This window comes from Enterobacter chuandaensis, from assembly GCF_039718975.1.
In the GTDB taxonomy this organism is placed as follows: domain Bacteria; phylum Pseudomonadota; class Gammaproteobacteria; order Enterobacterales; family Enterobacteriaceae; genus Enterobacter; species Enterobacter chuandaensis.
On record NZ_CP097173.1, the window covers coordinates 2,774,681 to 2,793,612 of the forward strand.

The window sequence follows — 18,932 nt, forward strand, 5'->3', positions numbered from 1 at the left end:
AAGTACAATGGAGATTACCACTCTTCAGATTGTGCTGGTGTTCATCGTCGCGTGTATTGCGGGTATGGAATCCGTACTTGATGAATTTCAGTTCCACCGCCCTCTGGTGGCCTGTACGTTGATTGGTGCCGTTCTGGGTGATATGAAAACCGGTATCATCATCGGGGGTACCCTGGAGATGATCGCCCTGGGCTGGATGAACATCGGTGCAGCCGTTGCGCCAGATGCCGCACTGGCCTCAATCATTTCGACCGTTCTGGTTATTGCCGGTCACCAGAGTATTGGTGCAGGTATTGCCCTTGCCATTCCTCTGGCCGCAGCTGGCCAGGTGCTGACCATTATCGTGCGTACCATCACCGTGGCCTTCCAGCACGCAGCGGATAAGGCAGCCGAGAACGGCAATCTCACGGCGCTCTCCTGGATCCACGTGTCGTCCCTGTTCCTGCAGGCGATGCGTATCGCGATCCCAGCAGTAATCGTGGCGATTTCTGTCGGTACCAGCGAAGTTCAGGGCATGCTGAACGCGATCCCTGAGGTCGTGACCAGCGGTCTGAACATCGCGGGCGGTATGATCGTCGTCGTAGGTTACGCAATGGTCATCAACATGATGCGTGCGGGCTACCTGATGCCGTTCTTCTACCTCGGCTTCGTCACTGCAGCCTTCACCAACTTCAACCTGGTTGCTCTGGGCGTGATTGGTGCGGTAATGGCGATTCTTTACATCCAGCTCAGCCCGAAATACAACCGCGTTGCGGGTGCCCCAGCGCAGGCTGCTGGTAACAACGATCTCGATAACGAACTGGACTAACAGGTGAGCGAAATGGTTGATATGACAAAAACTACCACCGAGAAAAAACTCACTCCGGGTGATATTCGTGGCGTGTTCATCCGTTCAAACCTGTTTCAGGGTTCATGGAACTTCGAACGTATGCAGGCGCTGGGCTTCTGCTTCTCTATGGTGCCGGCGATAAAACGTCTCTATCCGGAGAACAACGAAGCACGTCGTCAGGCGATTAAGCGTCACCTGGAATTCTTCAACACCCATCCTTACGTCGCGGCGCCGGTTCTGGGCGTGACGCTGGCGATGGAAGAGCAGCGTGCGAACGGCGCAGAGATTGACGATGGTGCTATCAACGGTATCAAAGTCGGTCTGATGGGTCCGCTGGCCGGTGTGGGCGACCCTATCTTCTGGGGTACGGTTCGTCCGGTCTTCGCGGCGCTGGGTGCCGGGATCGCGATGAGCGGCAGCCTGCTCGGTCCACTGCTGTTCTTCATCCTCTTCAACGCGGTGCGTCTGCTGACCCGTTACTACGGCGTGGCCTACGGCTACCGTAAAGGGGTGGACATCGTTAAGGATATGGGCGGCGGCTTCCTGCAGAAACTGACCGAGGGGGCGTCAATTCTCGGCCTGTTTGTGATGGGGGCACTGGTTAACAAGTGGACGCATGTGAACATCCCGCTGGTGGTGTCGACCATCACCGGTCAGGATGGTCAGACCCGCGTCACCACCGTGCAGACGATTCTGGACCAGCTGATGCCGGGCCTGGTCCCGCTGCTGTTGACCTTCGCCTGTATGTGGCTGCTGCGTAAGAAAGTGAACCCGCTTTGGATCATCGTTGGCTTCTTCGTCATCGGTATCGCGGGCTACGCTGTCGGTTTGCTGGGCCTGTAAGACATTGCGTTATCGACCGGGGGCTTTGCCCCCGGTTTTTTTATCTGGAGGATGAATGACTGTTACGGACATCGTACTGGTGCTGTTTATTGTTGCCCTGCTGGCTTACGCTATCTATGACGAGTTCATTATGCCTCGCCGCCACGGCGAGACGCTGCTGACCCTTCCCCTCTTACGCCGTGGACGCATTGATGCGTTTATCTTCGCCGGTCTGGTGGTCATCCTGATTTACAATAACGTGACCAGCCACGGTGCACTATTAACCACATGGTTATTATGTGCGCTGGCATTAATGGCGGTTTACCTGTTCTGGATCCGCTCGCCAAAACTCATTTTTAAAAAACACGGATTTTTCTTCGCCAATGTCTGGATAGAATATAACCGCATTAAAGAGATGAATTTATCCGAAGACGGCGTGTTAGTGATGCAATTAGAACAGCGCCGACTGCTCATTCGGGTCAAGAATATTGATGACCTCGAAAAGATCTACAATCTACTCCTTAAAACTCAATAAGTTATAATTATAGCAAGGGCTATAAATGGCGATATTTCATTGCGCACATTATAGCCCTTGCTATAACTCTCTTTCTTATCAACTTATATTAATTAACGATATTTTCACGCATAAATCTAAATGAAAATCGTTATCAGAAAGGCGGTTAAATTAAGCCTTTTTCGATGTTGTTTTATATTCTCAAAATATGTTAAGGTTGCGCCCGTCGTTGGGGAGTAGCCGATTTCCTGCACGCAGGAAATGTACGTGTCAACATACTCGTTGAAAAACGTGGCGCGTACGGATCGCTTTCAGCACGCTTACCGTGCAAAAAGGATCAGGCGAGACCATAGATACATCAACTGCTGTTTACTGGGGGCAGTGATGTGTCATATGGATATCCCCGGTCTGGACGCTCTTATGAACATCTCCGCTACGATCCTCCTCGCTTTTGGCATGTCCATGGATGCATTTGCCGCCTCTATTGGCAAAGGCGCCACACTCCACAAACCTAAGTTCTCAGAAGCCCTGCGCACCGGTCTGATCTTTGGTGCCATCGAAACGCTGACGCCGCTCATCGGCTGGGGTTTAGGCATGCTTGCCAGCCAGTTCGTACTCGAGTGGAACCACTGGATTGCGTTCGTCCTGTTGGTGTTTCTCGGTGGCCGAATGGTCATTGAAGGTTTTCGTGGTAACAGCGATGAAGATGAAGAGCCGCTGCATCGCCACGGTTTCTGGCTGCTGGTCACCACGGCCATTGCCACCAGCCTGGACGCGATGGCCGTCGGGGTGGGTCTGGCGTTTCTGCAGGTGAACATTATCGCCACCGCGCTGGCCATTGGCTGCGCAACACTGATTATGTCAACGCTGGGCATGATGGTCGGGCGGTTTATCGGCCCGCTGCTGGGTAAACGCGCCGAGATCTTAGGCGGTATTGTGCTGATAGGCATTGGTGCCCAGATCCTCTGGGCACACTTCGCGCCTTAAGCGTCGCGCTGCCAGACGTGGATACTGAAATCGGTCTGGCAGCTAAACGTCGTCCGCCCCGCTAACGTTTCCCATACTTCCGGCTTTGCCCGCCACGCGAACGGCGTCATCTGCAGCAGGGCTACCGCTTCTTCCCCGTTCAGATTCATTTCATACGCCACCGACCGCGCCTGCTTCAGGGTAAAACCTGCCAGCTGTTCAGAATGTGGAGCATGCAGACGCACATCGTCGTAAATAAGCCCTTTCAGCTCCATCAGGTGACGCGGTCCCGGCGTGACGGTTATCACCCAGCCTTCGGGCTTCACCACGCGCGCCAGCTCTTCTGCTTTACACGGCGCGTAGATGCGGATAACGGCGTCCATACTGGCATCCTCAAACGGCAGCCGGTGGCTGGATGCCACGCAGAACGTCACGTCAGCATAACGTTTAGCTGCCGCGCGAATCGCCACTTTTGACACATCGAGGCCAAAAGTTCCGGCCCCCTTCTGGCGCATCACCTCCGCAAACCGCGCGGTGTAGTACCCTTCCCCGCAGCCAATATCAAGCATCGCGGACGCCGGGTCAGATACCCGCTCATCAAGCATCTGCGCGACCGTCTCCCGCAGCGGCAGATAGTGCCCGGCATCGAGAAACGCACGGCGCGCCTGCATCATCTCTGCGCTGTCGCCCGGATCGCGGGAGCGCTTGTGCTGCACCGGCAGAAGATTCACGTAGCCTTCTTTCGCCATATCAAACTGATGTCCCTGCGGACAGGCATAACTTTTATCTGAGCGCGTCAGGGGCGCGTGGCAAAGGGGACAGCTGAAGGACATGGCAACTCCGGGACATAAACCAAAGGGCGAAGTGTACCGCTATTCGCCCCGCTATAAAACGACTCGATCACCGCATGACGATAAGGTGGTCAGAACCGGCCGGAAGGCCGTCGGGTTTGATATTCTCCAGGCGCAGCACGTTACCCATGATTTCGCTGAAGACCGGCGCTGAAACCGCACCACCGTAGTAGGCCCCGTTTTGAGGATCGTTGATCACCACCACCAGGGCGAAACGCGGATCGCTGGCGGGTGCAACGCCCGCGGTGTAGGCGACGTATTTATCGACATATTTGCCGCTATCATCAATTTTCTTCGCCGTCCCGGTCTTCACCGCCACGCGATAGTCGCGCACGGCGGCCTTAACGCCGCCTCCACCGGGTAGCGCGACGCTCTCCATCATGTGCTCCACTTCATGCGCGATCTCCTCCGGCATAACGCGGTGCCCGATAACGGGCGGATCGATGCGGGTGATCGAGAGGGGGCGCTCAAGCCCGAAGCCGCCAATCGTCGCGTAAACGTGGGCCAGCTGGAGCGGCGTGACCATCAGGCCGTAACCAAAGGCAAAGGTTGCGCGGTCAAGCTGGCTCCAGTATTTACGCTGTGGCAACAACCCTGCGCTCTCGCCCGTCAAGCCCAGCCCCGTATTTGTGCCAAACCCGAAGTTTCGATAGGTATCAATCAGATGCTGGACAGGCATCGCCAGCGAGAGCCGGGAGACACCGGTGTCGCTCGATTTTTGCAGGATCCCAGTCATGGTCAGTTCAGGGTAATAACCCACGTCGCGGATACGATGCCCGTCAAGGGTATACGGGTGGGTATCAATGACGCTGTCCGGCTGTACCAGCCCCTGCTGCAGAGCCGTCATCAGCACCAGCGGTTTGACGGTCGAACCGGGCTCGAACGTATCGCTGATCGCCCGGTTGCGGAAATCGTTTATCGTCGCGCCTTCCCGGTTATTGGGGTTGAAATCCGGGTAGCTCGCCATGGCGAGAATTTCCCCGGTGGGGATATTAATCAGCACCGAAGCCCCTGACTCGGCCTTGTTCCAGGCCACGGCGTTATCGAGCGCATCCTCGGTAATGGTTTGCAGACGCTCGTCAATACTCAACTGGATGTTATGCGCGGGCGTAGGCGCCACTTCCGTCAGGTTTTCAACCACGCGCCCGTAGCGATCCTCCCTGACCTGTCGGACACCCGCTTTGCCCGTCAGCTGAGTATTGAAGCTTTTCTCCACCCCTTCGATACCCTGCCCGTCAATATTGGTGAAGCCAATCAGGTTCGCCGCCACGTGGCCTGCCGGGTAAAAACGGCGGGATTCATCGCGCAAATTAATGCCGGGTAAATTGAGCTTATCAATCCACTTTGCCTGCGCAGGATCGACCTGACGCGCCAGGTAGATGAAGCGGCCCTGGGGGTTAGCGTTAATCCGTGATGAAAGGGTGCTCAACGAGAGATGCAGCGCGCTCGCCAGCGCCTGCCAGCGTTCATCAAACCCAACGCCCCCTTTTGCCAGCACCGTTTTTGGATCGGCCCATACGGCTCTGACGGGTACGCTGACCGCCAGCGGTCGGCCTTCACGATCCATAATCATTCCGCGCGGCGCATCAATCGCCAGTTGGCGGAGGGAGCGCATATCCTCCTGCTTCACCAGATTGTCAGGTTTGATGATTTGTAGCCAGGCAACACGGCCAAGCAAAAAGGCCAGACTGCAGAAAATAGCGAAACAGAGCAGCGCAAAACGCGCCGGCGTAAAATTGCCAGCGGTCATTATCAATTTCTTCTTCACCTGAACCCCAGGACTGTTAAACAACGCCCTGATTTAACGGGAAAAGATGCGCTGAGGGAGGCGAAACTGTGCTACTAACCTCGCAGCTTTGCAACAAGTTACTAACAAGACGGGAGACAGTAATATTTTGAAAGATGCGGAATAAAAAAGCCCCGCATTGTGCGAGGCTTTATGTCTGAGAGTGAAGTGCTATGCGCTTCAGTCAGCAGCGGTTCGATCAGATAGCAGTTACGTTAACTGCAGCTGGGCCTTTCTGGCCGTCCTGAATTTCGAACTCAACGTTCTGGCCTTCAGCCAGAGTTTTGAAGCCGTTACCCTGGATTGCAGAGAAGTGTACGAACACGTCTTTGCTGCCATCAGCAGGAGTAATGAAACCAAAACCTTTAGACTCGTTGAACCACTTAACTTGACCTTTAATCTTTGCCATTTTGCAAAATTCCTTAGAGTGTTTTCTTAGCCCGCAGGCATTAACTGAGATAAAACTGAGACATTACTGCATGAGGCACTAATATAAGGTTCGGCAGAGAAGCGGTATTCAACGACAACGTGTTTACTCAGGACTTCTTTACTGAAAATGCCACACATAAACAGAACTGTACCTCGTTTGACCCAAAACGTGTTATCACACACTATGTTTAATATGGCAAGCCATTTTTAAACATGTCTCGATCCGCCGCACAAATTCGAACATTGTCTGTAAGGATTTGCACAATTATGCGCTCAACATACAGACGGCTTTACTCCCTTACACAGACTCAACGCTGCTTGCGCAAGCGCTGTAATCTAAGACTTTTTTAACATAGCTCAATCATTACAATGCGTCCAGCAGACGGGAAAAGAAATCTTAAGCATTGATTGAGTTAGAACAAATTGTGAAAACTTATGCTTAAATCATTGTAACGGAACTGTATTGTTTCAGAACGAATTCGGCGTTATTAGCATCGCCCGACTGTATTAAAATGCAGCGCTGAATAAACAGCGTTATGCACTAAAATAATGAAATTTTTATGACTCTGCATCAAAATAAGGCAAGCAAAACGTTTCGATAAAAATAAAACAAGCCCTTGCACGTTTACATACAAAATATATGCAACAATTACTCGCTTCGTTTATACGGGTAAATATTCGCCTGTTTTCAGTATACTGAAACTATTATTAACTGCTGCTACAGTATTCAGCGCGGCATAGGGCGTCTTTCCAGATGCGATTGAGAAGGCAGCTGATGGGCATCATCAGGAGATGACGAAAAACCTTTGAGGGTGATGGTTCAGGGAGGGGTCGTGCCGGGAAGGTTTCCACATCACAGCCACCTCCCCTCCAGTGACAATACGATTAGCGCTCAGCCACCAGGCGGATAAAATCGTCTTGATCGTTGTTATCTTCCGCGACAGTTTCTTTTGGCGCTTCTTTCTCTTCCGGCTCGTTCGCTTCGCACAGACGACGCAGCAGCGCATTCTGCCGCTTTTGCTGCTCAAGCAGCGCTTCCAGCAGTTCGATCTGCTCGTTCGTACGTGAACTGGCGCGGTTTACGAAAAACCAAATGACCAGACCCACAAGCAGAACAACTAAAGAGATCATCAGGGATGCCACATTTAGCAACCCTGAATTCAGTAACTCACCCATTTCACCACCTCAATAAAAACGTCTATTTTACCACTGGCGCGAAGGAAGGAAATCATCTGAAGAAAAAATGCGTGTTACCACGGAATAAACTTATTGATTGCGCAAACGCCGCTAAAAAACTGTACATCCTGATCGCACATCACGTTGATAGTCTGCGTCCATAACACCACACACGCTATCAGCACGATAATCAGAATCACCCAGCGTATTTTTTTCACTCCACACTCCGTCTACATACCTGATGCAATCAGGTTATCACGGTTATCTTAAACAAGGACTAACTGTACCGCCATCGCGCCCTTTTCAGAATCCTGCACTTGTTTCATTACGTAAACCGTTTACGCTAGCGTTATGATAACAATGATAAAGAGGTGATGATGCGCGTAATTATTCGAACAATTATTGTACTGGTGATTCTCTGGATTGGGCTGCTGTTAACGGGCTACGGCGTGCTTGTGGGAAGCACCGAAAACGCCGCAGGGTTAGGCATTCAGTGTAAGTATTTAACCGCACAAGGCGTCAGCACGGCGCAGTATCTCCATTCGGATAGCGGGATCATTGGGTTGACCAACTGTCCGGTACTGCGTAAGACCTCCGTGGTGATTGATAATGGTTAATCTACAGGGGTAACGTCTGACAAAAAACGCCGCAATGAATGCGGCGTTTATTATGCTTCCCGGGATTAAAACGGATAGTCGTGATAACCCATCTGCTCAGAAATCTTACGCGCGGCAGTATGCAGGATAGCCACATATTCGTGCAGGCGCTCTTCCGAGAAACGCAGGGTTGGGAAAGAGATGCTCAAACCCGCGATCACCACGCCAAAGCGGTCAAAGACAGGAACGCCGATGCAGCGCAGTCCTTCTTCCTGCTCCTCGTTATCTTCGCCATACCCTTGTTCACGCACCTTGTCGAGCACCGTTAACAACTCATCGGTGTCGGTAATAGTGCGTTCAGTGCTGCGTTTATACTCCACGCCATCGAGGATCTGTTTCACCTCTTCACGATCGCGCCACGCCAGCAGAACCTTACCAATAGCCGTGCTGTAAAGCGGGTTGCGACGACCGATGCGCGAATACATACGCAGGTTATACATGGAGTCAATTTTATGGATGTAAACAATGCTGTCCTCATCCAGTGCACCCAGGTGGATGGTCTCTTTGGTCAGGCGGGAGATCTCACGCATCTGGATATCCGCGCTACGGATCAGATCAACGTTTTGCAGTGCCCGGGCACCCAGTTCGAACAGTTTCAGCGTCAGAGAGTATTTTTCAGATTCGCCTTCCTGTGCAACATAGCCCAGCGACTTCATGGTTTGCAAAAAGCGATAAACGGTGCTTTTCGACATCATCACGCGCTGCGACAACTCTGTGATACCAATTTCACGCTCTTCTCCGAGCGCCTGTAAGATGCCAAACACCTTCAGCACGGAAGAAACAGAATCTGGCTGTTTATCCAAATCCGCAATTGCCATTTACCACCTCATAGAGAGTGTTTTATAAAAATCAGAACCGGTTTTTATTATAAATTCCCGTCATGTTACCTGCAATCAATCCGCGTTTACTTCGTTACAAATCTGCGACATAAAACGGCGTTAACGGTGCTAAAATAGTTACCCTGAGAATAATTACACTTCGAGCTATTTATCCCTGATGGAAAAGTCCCTCTCCGATGGCCTACCTTTACCCCAGCGGTATGGCGCAATTGCCACCATTATTATTGGTATCTCCATGGCCGTCCTTGATGGCGCCATTGCAAACGTTGCCCTTCCCACCATTGCCAGCGACCTGCATGCTTCACCCGCCAGTTCGATATGGATCGTTAACGCCTATCAGATTGCGATTGTGGTTTCCCTGCTCTCCTTCTCTTTTCTGGGCGATATGTTTGGCTACCGTCGGGTCTATCAGTGTGGCCTGGTGGTGTTTACCTTCACATCGCTGCTGTGCGCCCTTTCTGACTCTCTGCATACGCTGACGCTGGCGCGCATCGCGCAAGGTTTTGGCGGCGCGGCGCTAATGAGCGTCAACACGGCGTTAATCCGCTTAATCTACCCGCACCGCCATCTCGGGCGCGGCATGGGGATAAACTCGTTTATTGTCGCCGTCTCTTCGGCCGCCGGGCCAACGATTGCAGCGGCGATTCTTTCTGTCGCCTCGTGGCAGTGGCTGTTCGCCATAAACGTGCCGCTGGGTATCGTGGCCATCTTCTTTGCCCTGCGGTTTCTCCCCGCTAACGGCCCGAAAAGCACGATGCCGCGTTTTGACGTGGCAAGCGCAGTGATGAATGCGCTCACCTTTGGCCTGCTAATTACCGCCCTCAGCGGTTTTGCTCAGGGTCAGTCTCTGATGCTAACCGTCGCGGAGCTTGTTGCTCTACTGGTGACGGGCTTCTTCTTTGTTCGTCGCCAGCTTGCTCTGCCGGTTCCTTTACTGCCGGTCGATCTGTTGCGTATTCCTCTCTTTTCGCTCTCCATCTGCACGTCTGTCTGCTCATTCTGCGCCCAGATGCTGGCCCTGGTATCTCTGCCCTTCTTCCTGCAAAGCGTGATAGGACGTTCCGAAGTGGAGACAGGGCTGCTGTTAACCCCCTGGCCGCTGGCGACGATGGTGATGGCCCCGCTGGCAGGTTATTTAATTGAACGCGTTCATGCCGGTTTGTTGGGCGCGGTGGGGCTGGCAGTGATGGCAACAGGCCTTTTCGCGCTGGCTTTGCTTCCGTCATCACCAACCGATCTGGACATCATCTGGCGGATGATCCTGTGCGGAGCCGGGTTTGGTCTGTTTCAGTCGCCCAACAACCACACCATTATTACCTCTGCACCGCGTCACCGCAGCGGCGGGGCCAGCGGCATGCTGGGAACCGCGCGTCTGCTGGGGCAAAGCACCGGCGCGGCGCTGGTTGCCCTGATGTTTAACCTTGCCGGGCAAAACGGTAACCACGTTGCGCTTCTCACCGCAGGCGTTCTTGCCACCCTGGCAGCCATCGTCAGCGGATTACGCGTGACCCAACCCGGCGTTCAGGCATAAAAAAAGCCGGGCGGAGTCTTCTCCAGCCCGGCTTATTTAAGCACTTAGCGTTACTTCAGATATTCCCCACTGCGCAGCGCTTCAATACGCTTATCCAGCGGCGGGTGAGACATAAACAGCTCGCTCAGCGACTTTGATTTGCCGTTGATGCAGAAGGCCATCATGCTGTTCGCTTCCTGCGGCTCGTAGCTGGTTTTAAGACGCTGCAGGGCTGCAATCATCTTCTCACGACCCACCAGCTTCGCAGAGCCGGCATCCGCGTGGAACTCACGGTGACGAGAGAACCACATGGTAATGATGCTTGCCAGAATACCGAATACCAGTTCCAGCACCATGGATACGGCGAAGTAGATCAGTGGGTTACCGTTGCTCTCTTCTCCTTCGTCACGGTTGCCGCCCATAAAGCCAGCCGCAATCTGCGCCAGGATACGGGAGATAAAGATAACGAAAGTGTTCACCACGCCCTGAATGAGGGTCATAGTCACCATGTCACCGTTGGCGATATGGCTGATTTCGTGGGCGATAACCGCTTCGGCTTCGTCACGGCTCATGTTCTGCAACAATCCAGTGCTGACGGCAACCAGCGACGCATCACGACGGGCACCCGTAGCAAATGCGTTAATATCCGGGGCATGATAAATAGCCACCTGCGGCATGGCGATCCCGGCCTGACGGGATTGCTGAGCCACCGTATTCATTAGCCACTGTTCCATATCATTACGTGGCTGTTCGATAACTTCCCCACCTACTGATTTCAGGGCCATCCACTTTGACATCAGCAGGGAAATGAATGAGCCACCAAAACCAAACAGCAGCGCCATAATCAACAGACCCTGAACGCTGCTCGACTGAATTCCCGTCAGGCTTAGCACCAGCCCGAAAACCACCATTACCGCCAGGTTGGTGAGCAGGAAGAGCGCGATTCGCATCATAATTTTCTTTTAACCTCAGTTTAACAAAACGCACTATGCGATTACCCACATCGTATGGGTATTGCGGCTATTTTCAAGCATCCGGTAGCCGTAAGTCACCAGAAAGACACAACTTTACACAATTGGAAATCAGCCTGACGGAAGGATGAAGAACAAAAAGAAACAGGCACAATTTCTTGTGCCTGTTGGGAGATTATTTTGCCTGAGCGGGCTGTACGGCAGGCTTGTCTTTTTCCAGATTCGCCAGGTCGAGCGCGATATGCACCGTCTCGTCCAGGTATGGATCCGGCTCCTGGTAATCTTTTGGCAGATCGTCCAGTTTCTTGAGCAGAGGCTTACCTTCACGCTTGAAGCGATCGTTGATACGCGCCAGACGCGTTGCATCATCTTCGTTGTTCTCTTTTTCACGCTGAGCGTAATTAAGAGAAACGATATTCCGCTTATCTTTCAGGGCATTGAAACGCGCAATGTCCTTCATGATGTACTGGAATTCCGGATCTTTCGCGATGCGGTCATTATGCGCCTTCAGCAGTTCAGGGCCAAACTGCGTCATATCACCCGCTTTCACGTAGGTCGCGGCATTGATGCTGTCCCACGGCAGTGCGTTATCTTCAAACTTCTCGCCGGTTTCGGTCTCTTCCGTGCCTGTCGGCATCATGATATCCGGCGTTACGCCCTTACGCTGCGTACTGCCACCGTTAACACGGTAGAACTTCTGAATGGTGTACTGAACGGAGCCCAGCGCAGGCCATTCCGGACGCAGCATCTGATCGTAAATACGGTTCAGCGAGCGATACTGCTGAACGGTACCTTTACCGAAGGTGGGTTCACCCACGATCAGCGCACGGCCATAGTCCTGCATTGCAGCGGCAAAAATTTCAGATGCGGACGCACTGAAGCGGTCGACCAGGACCACCAGCGGGCCTTTGTAATAGACCACACCGTCGTTGTCAGCATCTTCACGAACTTTACCGTTGTTATCACGAACCTGAACCACCGGACCAGACGGGATAAACAGGCCAGAGAGCGACACCGCTTCCGTCAGCGCACCGCCGCCGTTCGTGCGAAGGTCGATGATGACGCTGCTCACGTTCTGCTTCTCAAGTTTCTGTAGCTGAACTTTCACATCGTCAGTCAGCCCCACGTAGAAGCCAGGGATATCCAGGACCCCTACCTTCTCTTTACCCACGGTTTTCACCGACATTTTCACCGCGCGGTCTTCCAGACGGATACGCTCACGGGTCAGGGTAACGATACGGGTTTTCGTGCCTTTACCGGCAGGCAGAATTTCGAGACGAACTTTACTGCCTTTTGGCCCTTTGATCAGCGCAACCACATCGTCCAGACGCCAGCCAATGACATCCACCATGTTCTGGCCGGTTTGTCCTACACCCACAATGCGATCGCCTACGCTAATCGCTTTGCTTTTGGATGCCGGGCCGCCCGCGACCATGGAGTTGATCACCGTGTAATCATCGTCCATCTGCAGCACCGCGCCGATACCTTCCAGAGACAGGCTCATTTCGGTATTGAACTGTTCGGTGTTGCGAGGAGAGAGGTAGTTGGTGTGCGGATCGATTTCGTGCGCAAAGGCAGTCATCGCCAGCGAGAACACATCTTCACTGTTGGTCTGCGCCAGACGACGAATAGCAAATTTGTAGCGACGCGTTAGCGTATCGCGGATCTCTTTTTCATCTTTGCCGGTCAGCTTGAGGCTAAGCTCGTCGTACTTAACCTTTCCGTCCCACAGCGCATTCAGCTCGGCTTCATCTTTCGGCCAGGGCGCTTTGCTGCGATCGAGGTTAAAGGTGTCATTGCCGGTGAAGTCCATTGGACGTTCCAGCACTTTCAGCGCGTACTGATAGCGTTCAAAACGACGTTTTTGCGACAGGTTATAGAGATCGTAGAACAGATCCAGCTTGCCTGACCGCAGCTCATCACCCACCTCGGATTTGCGCTTAGCGAACTGCTCGACATCGCTGGCGAGCAAAACGTTATGGCTGTAATCCAGCAAGTTCAGATAGCGGTCAAAGATTTTGGCCGAAAAGGCCTGATCGAGATCGAACTGACGATAGTGCGAGCGGGTAAAACGTGAGGTCACGCGCTCGCTCACCGTCGCGTGCTGCGTCTCTTCCTTGAGTACCGGAATTTGATCAACACGCGTGATATCGTCCACTGCGAAAGCGTGGCCTGTTATGGCAAACAGACCCGCCAGCGCGGTGAGCTTAAAAAAAGTGTTCATGCCAGGCTTGGCCTCCGTTTCAGAACAACAAGTGTTCTGCGCGTACAATCATTGACATACCAGAAGTCAGCTGTACACGAACGCCATCTTTGGTGATTTCCAGTACGGTGGCGTCCATAGCATTGTTGCCTGCTTTTACCTTCAGCGCCTGACCCACGCTCAGAGCGTTGATGTCAGAAACCGGAGTATGACGCGGCTCTTCACGAGGCGCGCGCGGGGCTTTTGCTGCTGGTTTGTCTGCACGCGGTTTGCGATCGTTATTGTCGTGACGACGCGGCGCAGGACGTGGTTTACGTTCGCGACGAGGCGCTTCTTCCTGGCCGTTTGCCGCGGCGGCTTCGCGTTTTTTCGCCTGCTGTTCTGCACGTTGTGCCTGAACGCGTGCTTTGGCTTCTTCCAGCTGCTTGCGCGCGTGCTCAACGTGCTGCTCGTCCAGCTCACCGCAAGGATTGCCGTCGAGATCCACACGGGTCGCGCCCGGTTTGATACCGTACAGGTAACGCCAGCTCGAAGTATAAAGACGTAAGGCGGAACGCAGCTGAGTTTTGCTGAGGTTCATTTCCCCTTCAACACGCGCCACCAGATCCTGAAAAATACCGACTTTCAGGGGACGAGCTTCACCTTCCGCACTGAAGCACTGTGGGAAACGCTCGGCCAGAAATGCGATAACTTCTTTACTGCTATTCAACTTAGGTTGATTTTCCATGAAATTTCCTGATTACAACGGACGTTGCCAACAAGCGCAGGCATGAACAGGCGTCATTATAATGACGCTATCAGTAAATGCTACGTTATCCGTTGATTATCCTGCGACGCTCGCAAAGAATTTTTGATAATCGGTTGCAGCGAGGACGTTTTCAAGGTTCGCCACCAGCTCGCGCAGCCCCTGCTCGTCCTCGGTTGTAAAGCGACTGAAGACCGTACTGTCGATATCCAGAACGCCAATAATCTGATTTTTTACCACCAGCGGCAGAACGATTTCAGAATTGCTGGCGGCATCACAGGCGATATGCCCGTCAAACGCATGCACATCTTCCACGCGCTGAACCTGATTCTCCGCCACCGCAGTGCCGCACACGCCGCGCCCTACCGGAATACGCACGCAGGCCAGTTTGCCCTGGAACGGCCCCAGCACCAGCGTATCACCTTCCAGAAGGTAGAAGCCGGCCCAGTTCACGTCAGCGAGACGTTCAAACAGCAATGCGCTAGTATTTGCCAGAGTGGCTAAGAAGCTGGTTTCACCCGCCATCAATGCCTTAAAATCGCGGTTCAGATCCGCGTAGAATTCTGTTTTGTTCATTATTCAATCACTTAGTTGTCTTACAAATTTACCGCATAGCCTATTAAAATAAGCAATAAATGCGCTCATGCTCAAGATGAATCCGTTCATGAGTTAATATAACGTTCAACAATACTTATTTGTGCGCAGCTAATGGCCTTAAAAACAACCAAAATCACGCCGACAAAAAAGATAACTGTCCGCACGGTAAGCGAGGCTTTGCCTCGTGCACATTATCAGCGTTGCCCCCAGTGCGATACGCTTTTTATGTTGCCGAAGATGAAATCGCACCAAAGCGCCTTTTGTCCCCGCTGCGATGCAAAAATTCGCGATGGCCGCGACTGGTCGTTAACCCGTCTTGCCGCCATGGCTGTTACCATGCTGCTGCTGATGCCCTTCGCCTGGACCGAACCGCTGCTCAAACTCTATCTGCTGGGCGTGCGCATTGATGCCAACGTCCTGCAGGGGATCTGGCAGATGACGCGCCAGGGCGATCCCCTCACCGCCGCCATGGTGCTGTTCTGCGTTGTCGGCGCGCCCCTGGTGTTGGTTGCGGCGATCGCCTACCTGTGGTTTGGTAACATTCTGGGGATGAACCTGCGCCCGGTCCTGCTGATGCTGGATAAACTCAAAGAGTGGGTCATGCTGGATATTTATCTGGTGGGCGTTGGCGTGGCGTCAATAAAAGTGCAGGACTATGCGTTTCTCCAGCCCGGCGTGGGGCTTTTTGCCTTTATCTGTCTGGTGCTACTCAGCATCCTGACCCTGATCCATCTCAACGTTGAGCAGCTCTGGGAGCGTTTTTACCCTCAGCGCCCGGCTACCCGCCCGGATGAGAATCTCCGCGTCTGTCTGGGATGCCACTACACCGGCCTGCCGGACGCGCGCGGTCGCTGCCCGCGCTGCCACATCCCGTTGAGGCTTCGACGCAACAATAGCCTGCAAAAATGCTGGGCGGCGCTGATTGCCTCACTGGTGTTTCTGATCCCAGCCAATACCTTACCGATCTCCATCATTTACGTGAACGGTGGCCGTCAGGAAGATACTATTCTCTCCGGGATAATCTCCCTTGCACACAGCAACGTTGGGGTGGCGGCCATCGTCTTTATCGCCAGTATCCTGGTTCCCTTTACCAAAGTGGTGGTGATGTTTACCCTGCTGGTCAGCATCCACTTTAAGTGTGAACAAGGTTTACGGACCCGTATTCTGCTTCTGCGATTCGTCACCTGGATTGGCCGCTGGTCAATGCTGGATCTGTTTGTGATTTCGCTGATGATGTCGCTGATTAATCGCGACCAGCTACTTGCTTTTACTATGGGACCCGCAGCTTTTTATTTCGGCTCTGCGGTGATATTGACTATTCTTGCTGTGGAATGGCTGGATAGCCGCTTACTTTGGGATGCACATGAGTCAGGAAACCCCCGCTTCGCCGACTGAAGCGAGAATTAAAACAAAACGCCGCATTTCGCCATTCTGGTTGCTGCCCGTCATCGCCCTGATGATTGCAGGCTGGCTTATCTGGACGAGCTATGAAGATCGCGGGAGTACCGTCACCATTGACTTCCAGACCGCCGACGGCATTGTCGCCGGGCGAACGCCCGTTCGCTTCCAGGGGGTCGAAGTAGGTACGGTTCAGGACATCTCCCTTGGTAAAGGGCTGAACAAGATTCAGGTGCGTGTCAGCATAAAATCTGACATGCAGGATGCCCTGCGCAGCGAAACACAGTTCTGGCTGGTGACGCCAAAAGCCTCTCTGGCCGGCGTGTCCGGGCTGGATGCGCTGGTTGGCGGTAACTACATCGGTATGATGCCGGGCAAAGGTGAACCGCAGGATCACTTCGTCGCGCTGGATACGCAGCCGAAATATCGCCTGAATAACGGGGATCTGATGATCCACCTCCAGGCACCGGATTTGGGCTCGCTAAACAGCGGCTCGCTGGTCTACTTCCGTAAAATTCCCGTCGGCCGCGTGTATGATTACGCGATCAACCCGAACAAACAGGGCGTGACCATCGACGTGCTGATTGAACGTCGGTTCACCAATCTGGTGAAAAAAGGCAGCCGCTTCTGGAATGTCTCCGGCGTGGATGCCGACCTCAGCCTGAGCGGCGCGAAGGTGAAGCTGGAGAGCCTGACCGCGCTGGTAAACGGTGCCATTGCCTTTGACTCCCCGGAAAATTCAAGCCCTGCCACGGCCGATGACACGTTTGGCCTGTATCCCGATCTGGCCCACAGCCAGCGTGGCGTGATCGTTAAGCTTGTTCTGCCTGATGCCAAAGGGCTGAAAGCGGGGTCAACGCCGCTGATGTACCAGGGGCTACAGGTCGGCCAGCTCACCAAAATGACGCTCAATCCGGGCGGTTCGGTCACCGGCGAAATGACGGTTGATCCAAGCGTTGTCGATCTCCTTCGCGAGAAAACGCGCATTGAGATGCGCAGTCCGAAGCTCTCTCTGAACGATGCCAGCCTCAGCACGTTGCTGACCGGAAATACTTTCGAGCTGATCCCCGGTGAGGGTCAGCCAAGCAATAGCTTCGTGATTGCCCCGGCAGACAAAGCGCTGCTGCAGAAACCGGACGTGGTGACGGTTACACTCAAAGCGCCTGAAAGTTATGGCATTGAGGCCGGCCAGCCGCTGATTCTCCATGGCGTGCAGGTAGGCCAGGTGCTGGAGCGCACGCTCTCAGAAAATGGCGTGAGCTTCTCGGTTGCTATCGATCCGCAATACAGCAATCTCGTCCATGGTGACAGTAAGTTCGTGGTGAACAGCCGCGTCGATGTGAAGGTTGGCCTGGACGGCGTAGAGTTCCTCGGTGCCAGCGCCAGCGAATGGGTCAACGGCGGCATCCGCATTTTGCCCGGCGACAAGGGCCCCGTACGCGACAGCTATCCGCTGTACGCCAACCTGGATAAAGCCATTGAAAACAGCCTGAGCGATCTGCCGACCACCACCCTCACCTTAAGCGCCGAGACGCTGCCGGACGTACAGGCGGGATCCGTGGTGCTCTACCGCAAGTTTGAAGTTGGGGAGGTGATCACCGTTCGCCCGCGTGCCGACGCATTTGATATCGAACTGCATATCAAGCCGGAGTACCGCAAGCTGCTGACGCCAAACAGCGTCTTCTGGGCTGAAGGCGGCGCGAAGGTGCAGCTTAACGGCAACGGGTTGACGGTTCAGGCCTCCCCGCTCTCACGCGCGCTGCGCGGGGCGATCAGCTTCGATAACCTCAGCGGCGCGGGCGCGAACCTGCGCAAAGGCGATAAGCGAATTCTCTTCCCGTCCGAAACCGCCGCGCGTGCCGTGGGTGGGCAGATTACCCTGCATGCATTCGATGCTGGCAAGCTGGCGGAAGGCATGCCAATTCGCTACCTGGGTATTGATATCGGGCAGATCCAGAAGCTGACGCTGATCACCTCGCGTAACGAGGTGCAGGCCACAGCGGTGCTCTACCCGGAATACGTTCAGACCTTCGCCCGCTCGGGTTCCCGCTTCTCGGTGGTGACCCCGCAGATTTCGGCCGCAGGCGTTGAGCATCTCGACACCATTCTGCAGCCGTACATCAACGTCGAGCCCGGCCAGGGCAAAGCCCGTCGTGATTTCGAGCTGCAGGAAGCCACCATCACCGACTCGCGCTACCTCGGGGGCTTAAGCATTGTGGTGGAAGTGCCGGAAGCCGGCTCGCTTGGCATCGGTACGCCGGTACTGTTCCGCGGCATTGAGGTGGGTACGGTAACGGGTCTGACGCTCGGCACGCTTTCCGACCGCGTAATGGTGGCGTTACGCATCAGCGAACGTTACCAGCACCTGGTGCGTAATAACTCGGTGTTCTGGCTGGCATCCGGCTATTCGCTGGACTTTGGCCTGACGGGTGGCGTGGTGAAAACCGGCACCTTCAACCAGTTCATTCGCGGAGGTATCGCGTTTGCCACGCCGCCGGGAACGCCGCTGGCGCCAAAAGCGCAGCCGGGTAAACACTTCCTGCTGCTGGAAAGCGAACCGAAAGAGTGGCGCGAATGGGGAACGGCCCTGCCGCGTTAATCTGACAGGCTCCGGTGTCAACGCACCGGAGCCTTTATGTT

General features: G+C 54.0%; 18 protein-coding genes and 1 pseudogene. 8 read left to right on the forward strand and 11 right to left on the reverse strand.

The genetic code is table 11. The annotated features are described in order from the left end of the window. The first annotated feature begins 7 nt into the window (after nucleotides 1-7). The 4 genes from manY (at nucleotide 8) to mntP (ending at nucleotide 3,152) form a co-directional block, all read left to right on the forward strand. Entirely contained in the window at nucleotides 8-808 is an 801-nt protein-coding gene (manY, locus tag MX657_RS13495) for a PTS mannose transporter subunit IIC (RefSeq protein ID WP_003859914.1), read from the forward strand. A gap of 12 nt (nucleotides 809-820) precedes the next feature. Beyond that, the gene (locus MX657_RS13500; RefSeq protein WP_006810994.1) at nucleotides 821-1,672 is read left to right on the forward strand and encodes a PTS mannose transporter subunit IID; all 852 of its coding nucleotides are present in this window, start codon (nucleotides 821-823) and stop codon (nucleotides 1,670-1,672) included. Between the two features lie 55 nt (nucleotides 1,673-1,727). After that, a complete protein-coding gene (locus MX657_RS13505) occupies nucleotides 1,728-2,186 on the forward strand; it encodes a DUF986 family protein (RefSeq protein ID WP_080329440.1) in 459 nt (152 codons plus the stop codon). 399 nt (nucleotides 2,187-2,585) lie between these two features. After that, nucleotides 2,586-3,152 carry a manganese efflux pump MntP gene (gene mntP / locus MX657_RS13510; protein WP_133300906.1) on the forward strand — a complete coding sequence of 189 codons (567 nt, stop codon included), beginning with the start codon at nucleotides 2,586-2,588 and terminating at the stop codon, nucleotides 3,150-3,152. Here mntP and rlmA read toward each other — a convergent pair. From rlmA to mgrB, 6 genes and pseudogenes are all read right to left on the reverse strand, one after another. Beyond that, the gene (rlmA, locus tag MX657_RS13515) at nucleotides 3,149-3,964 is read right to left on the reverse strand and encodes a 23S rRNA (guanine(745)-N(1))-methyltransferase (RefSeq protein WP_080329442.1); all 816 of its coding nucleotides are present in this window, start codon (nucleotides 3,962-3,964) and stop codon (nucleotides 3,149-3,151) included. The two genes, mntP and rlmA, sit on opposite strands and share 4 nt — an antisense overlap. 67 nt (nucleotides 3,965-4,031) lie before the next feature. Continuing rightward, a complete protein-coding gene (gene ftsI / locus MX657_RS13520) occupies nucleotides 4,032-5,732 on the reverse strand; it encodes a peptidoglycan glycosyltransferase FtsI (RefSeq protein ID WP_139784194.1) in 1,701 nt (566 codons plus the stop codon). 235 nt (nucleotides 5,733-5,967) lie between these two features. Next, on the reverse strand, nucleotides 5,968-6,177 hold the full coding sequence (cspE, locus tag MX657_RS13525; RefSeq protein WP_001062678.1) for a transcription antiterminator/RNA stability regulator CspE: 210 nt from the start codon (nucleotides 6,175-6,177) through the stop codon (nucleotides 5,968-5,970). Between the two features lie 13 nt (nucleotides 6,178-6,190). After that, a pseudogene (locus MX657_RS13530) lies at nucleotides 6,191-6,335 on the reverse strand (DUF2627 domain-containing protein). Nucleotides 6,336-7,082: 747 nt separating this feature from the next. Next, nucleotides 7,083-7,373 (reverse strand): YebO family protein, encoded by a 291-nt coding sequence (locus tag MX657_RS13535; RefSeq protein ID WP_080329444.1) that lies wholly within the window; start codon nucleotides 7,371-7,373, stop codon nucleotides 7,083-7,085. A 74-nt stretch (nucleotides 7,374-7,447) separates the two neighbouring features. After that, nucleotides 7,448-7,591, reverse strand: coding sequence for a PhoP/PhoQ regulator MgrB (gene mgrB, locus MX657_RS13540; protein ID WP_006175995.1), 144 nt, complete (start codon nucleotides 7,589-7,591; stop codon nucleotides 7,448-7,450). A 159-nt stretch (nucleotides 7,592-7,750) separates the two neighbouring features. Between mgrB and MX657_RS13545 the strand changes: the two genes are divergently transcribed. Next, a complete protein-coding gene (locus tag MX657_RS13545) occupies nucleotides 7,751-7,990 on the forward strand; it encodes a YobH family protein (protein WP_080329714.1) in 240 nt (79 codons plus the stop codon). 65 nt (nucleotides 7,991-8,055) lie between these two features. On the opposite strand, the gene kdgR is transcribed toward MX657_RS13545, so the two are convergent. Beyond that, on the reverse strand, nucleotides 8,056-8,847 hold the full coding sequence (gene kdgR / locus MX657_RS13550) for a DNA-binding transcriptional regulator KdgR (protein ID WP_047367805.1): 792 nt from the start codon (nucleotides 8,845-8,847) through the stop codon (nucleotides 8,056-8,058). 178 nt (nucleotides 8,848-9,025) lie between these two features. Between kdgR and MX657_RS13555 the strand changes: the two genes are divergently transcribed. Then, nucleotides 9,026-10,399: an MFS transporter gene (locus tag MX657_RS13555; protein WP_252003171.1), complete on the forward strand. Its 1,374-nt coding sequence runs from the start codon at nucleotides 9,026-9,028 to the stop codon at nucleotides 10,397-10,399. Between the two features lie 50 nt (nucleotides 10,400-10,449). On the opposite strand, the gene htpX is transcribed toward MX657_RS13555, so the two are convergent. The 4 genes from htpX to MX657_RS13575 all read right to left on the reverse strand — a co-directional run bounded on the left by htpX (nucleotide 10,450) and on the right by MX657_RS13575 (nucleotide 14,873). Further along, complete coding sequence (htpX, locus tag MX657_RS13560; protein ID WP_014884290.1) at nucleotides 10,450-11,331, reverse strand: protease HtpX; 882 nt, start codon at nucleotides 11,329-11,331, stop codon at nucleotides 10,450-10,452. A 193-nt stretch (nucleotides 11,332-11,524) separates the two neighbouring features. Beyond that, on the reverse strand, nucleotides 11,525-13,573 hold the full coding sequence (prc, locus tag MX657_RS13565) for a carboxy terminal-processing peptidase (protein ID WP_346805971.1): 2,049 nt from the start codon (nucleotides 13,571-13,573) through the stop codon (nucleotides 11,525-11,527). Nucleotides 13,574-13,592: 19 nt separating this feature from the next. Next, entirely contained in the window at nucleotides 13,593-14,279 is a 687-nt protein-coding gene (gene proQ, locus MX657_RS13570) for an RNA chaperone ProQ (protein ID WP_014884292.1), read from the reverse strand. Between the two features lie 96 nt (nucleotides 14,280-14,375). Then, a complete protein-coding gene (locus MX657_RS13575) occupies nucleotides 14,376-14,873 on the reverse strand; it encodes a GAF domain-containing protein (protein ID WP_119915894.1) in 498 nt (165 codons plus the stop codon). A 132-nt stretch (nucleotides 14,874-15,005) separates the two neighbouring features. Between MX657_RS13575 and yebS the strand changes: the two genes are divergently transcribed. Both yebS and MX657_RS13585 read left to right on the forward strand, forming a co-directional pair. Beyond that, on the forward strand, nucleotides 15,006-16,289 hold the full coding sequence (gene yebS / locus MX657_RS13580) for a membrane integrity lipid transport subunit YebS (protein WP_080329449.1): 1,284 nt from the start codon (nucleotides 15,006-15,008) through the stop codon (nucleotides 16,287-16,289). After that, nucleotides 16,258-18,891: a PqiB family protein gene (locus MX657_RS13585; protein ID WP_346805972.1), complete on the forward strand. Its 2,634-nt coding sequence runs from the start codon at nucleotides 16,258-16,260 to the stop codon at nucleotides 18,889-18,891. The genes yebS and MX657_RS13585 overlap by 32 nt, the downstream gene beginning before the upstream one ends. The last annotated feature ends 41 nt before the right edge of the window (nucleotides 18,892-18,932 follow it).

Coding starts and splice junctions, on each gene's coding strand:
- manY (WP_003859914.1), top strand. CDS start 8: ATGGAGATTACCACTCTTCAGATTGTGCTGGTGTTCATCGTCGCGTGT.
- MX657_RS13500 (WP_006810994.1), top strand. CDS start 821: ATGGTTGATATGACAAAAACTACCACCGAGAAAAAACTCACTCCGGGT.
- MX657_RS13505 (WP_080329440.1), top strand. CDS start 1,728: ATGACTGTTACGGACATCGTACTGGTGCTGTTTATTGTTGCCCTGCTG.
- mntP (WP_133300906.1), top strand. CDS start 2,586: ATGAACATCTCCGCTACGATCCTCCTCGCTTTTGGCATGTCCATGGAT.
- rlmA (WP_080329442.1), bottom strand. CDS start 3,964: ATGTCCTTCAGCTGTCCCCTTTGCCACGCGCCCCTGACGCGCTCAGAT.
- ftsI (WP_139784194.1), bottom strand. CDS start 5,732: ATGACCGCTGGCAATTTTACGCCGGCGCGTTTTGCGCTGCTCTGTTTC.
- cspE (WP_001062678.1), bottom strand. CDS start 6,177: ATGGCAAAGATTAAAGGTCAAGTTAAGTGGTTCAACGAGTCTAAAGGT.
- MX657_RS13535 (WP_080329444.1), bottom strand. CDS start 7,373: ATGGGTGAGTTACTGAATTCAGGGTTGCTAAATGTGGCATCCCTGATG.
- MX657_RS13545 (WP_080329714.1), top strand. CDS start 7,751: ATGCGCGTAATTATTCGAACAATTATTGTACTGGTGATTCTCTGGATT.
- kdgR (WP_047367805.1), bottom strand. CDS start 8,847: ATGGCAATTGCGGATTTGGATAAACAGCCAGATTCTGTTTCTTCCGTG.
- MX657_RS13555 (WP_252003171.1), top strand. CDS start 9,026: ATGGAAAAGTCCCTCTCCGATGGCCTACCTTTACCCCAGCGGTATGGC.
- htpX (WP_014884290.1), bottom strand. CDS start 11,331: ATGATGCGAATCGCGCTCTTCCTGCTCACCAACCTGGCGGTAATGGTG.
- prc (WP_346805971.1), bottom strand. CDS start 13,573: ATGAACACTTTTTTTAAGCTCACCGCGCTGGCGGGTCTGTTTGCCATA.
- proQ (WP_014884292.1), bottom strand. CDS start 14,279: ATGGAAAATCAACCTAAGTTGAATAGCAGTAAAGAAGTTATCGCATTT.
- MX657_RS13575 (WP_119915894.1), bottom strand. CDS start 14,873: ATGAACAAAACAGAATTCTACGCGGATCTGAACCGCGATTTTAAGGCA.
- yebS (WP_080329449.1), top strand. CDS start 15,006: ATGGCCTTAAAAACAACCAAAATCACGCCGACAAAAAAGATAACTGTC.
- MX657_RS13585 (WP_346805972.1), top strand. CDS start 16,258: ATGAGTCAGGAAACCCCCGCTTCGCCGACTGAAGCGAGAATTAAAACA.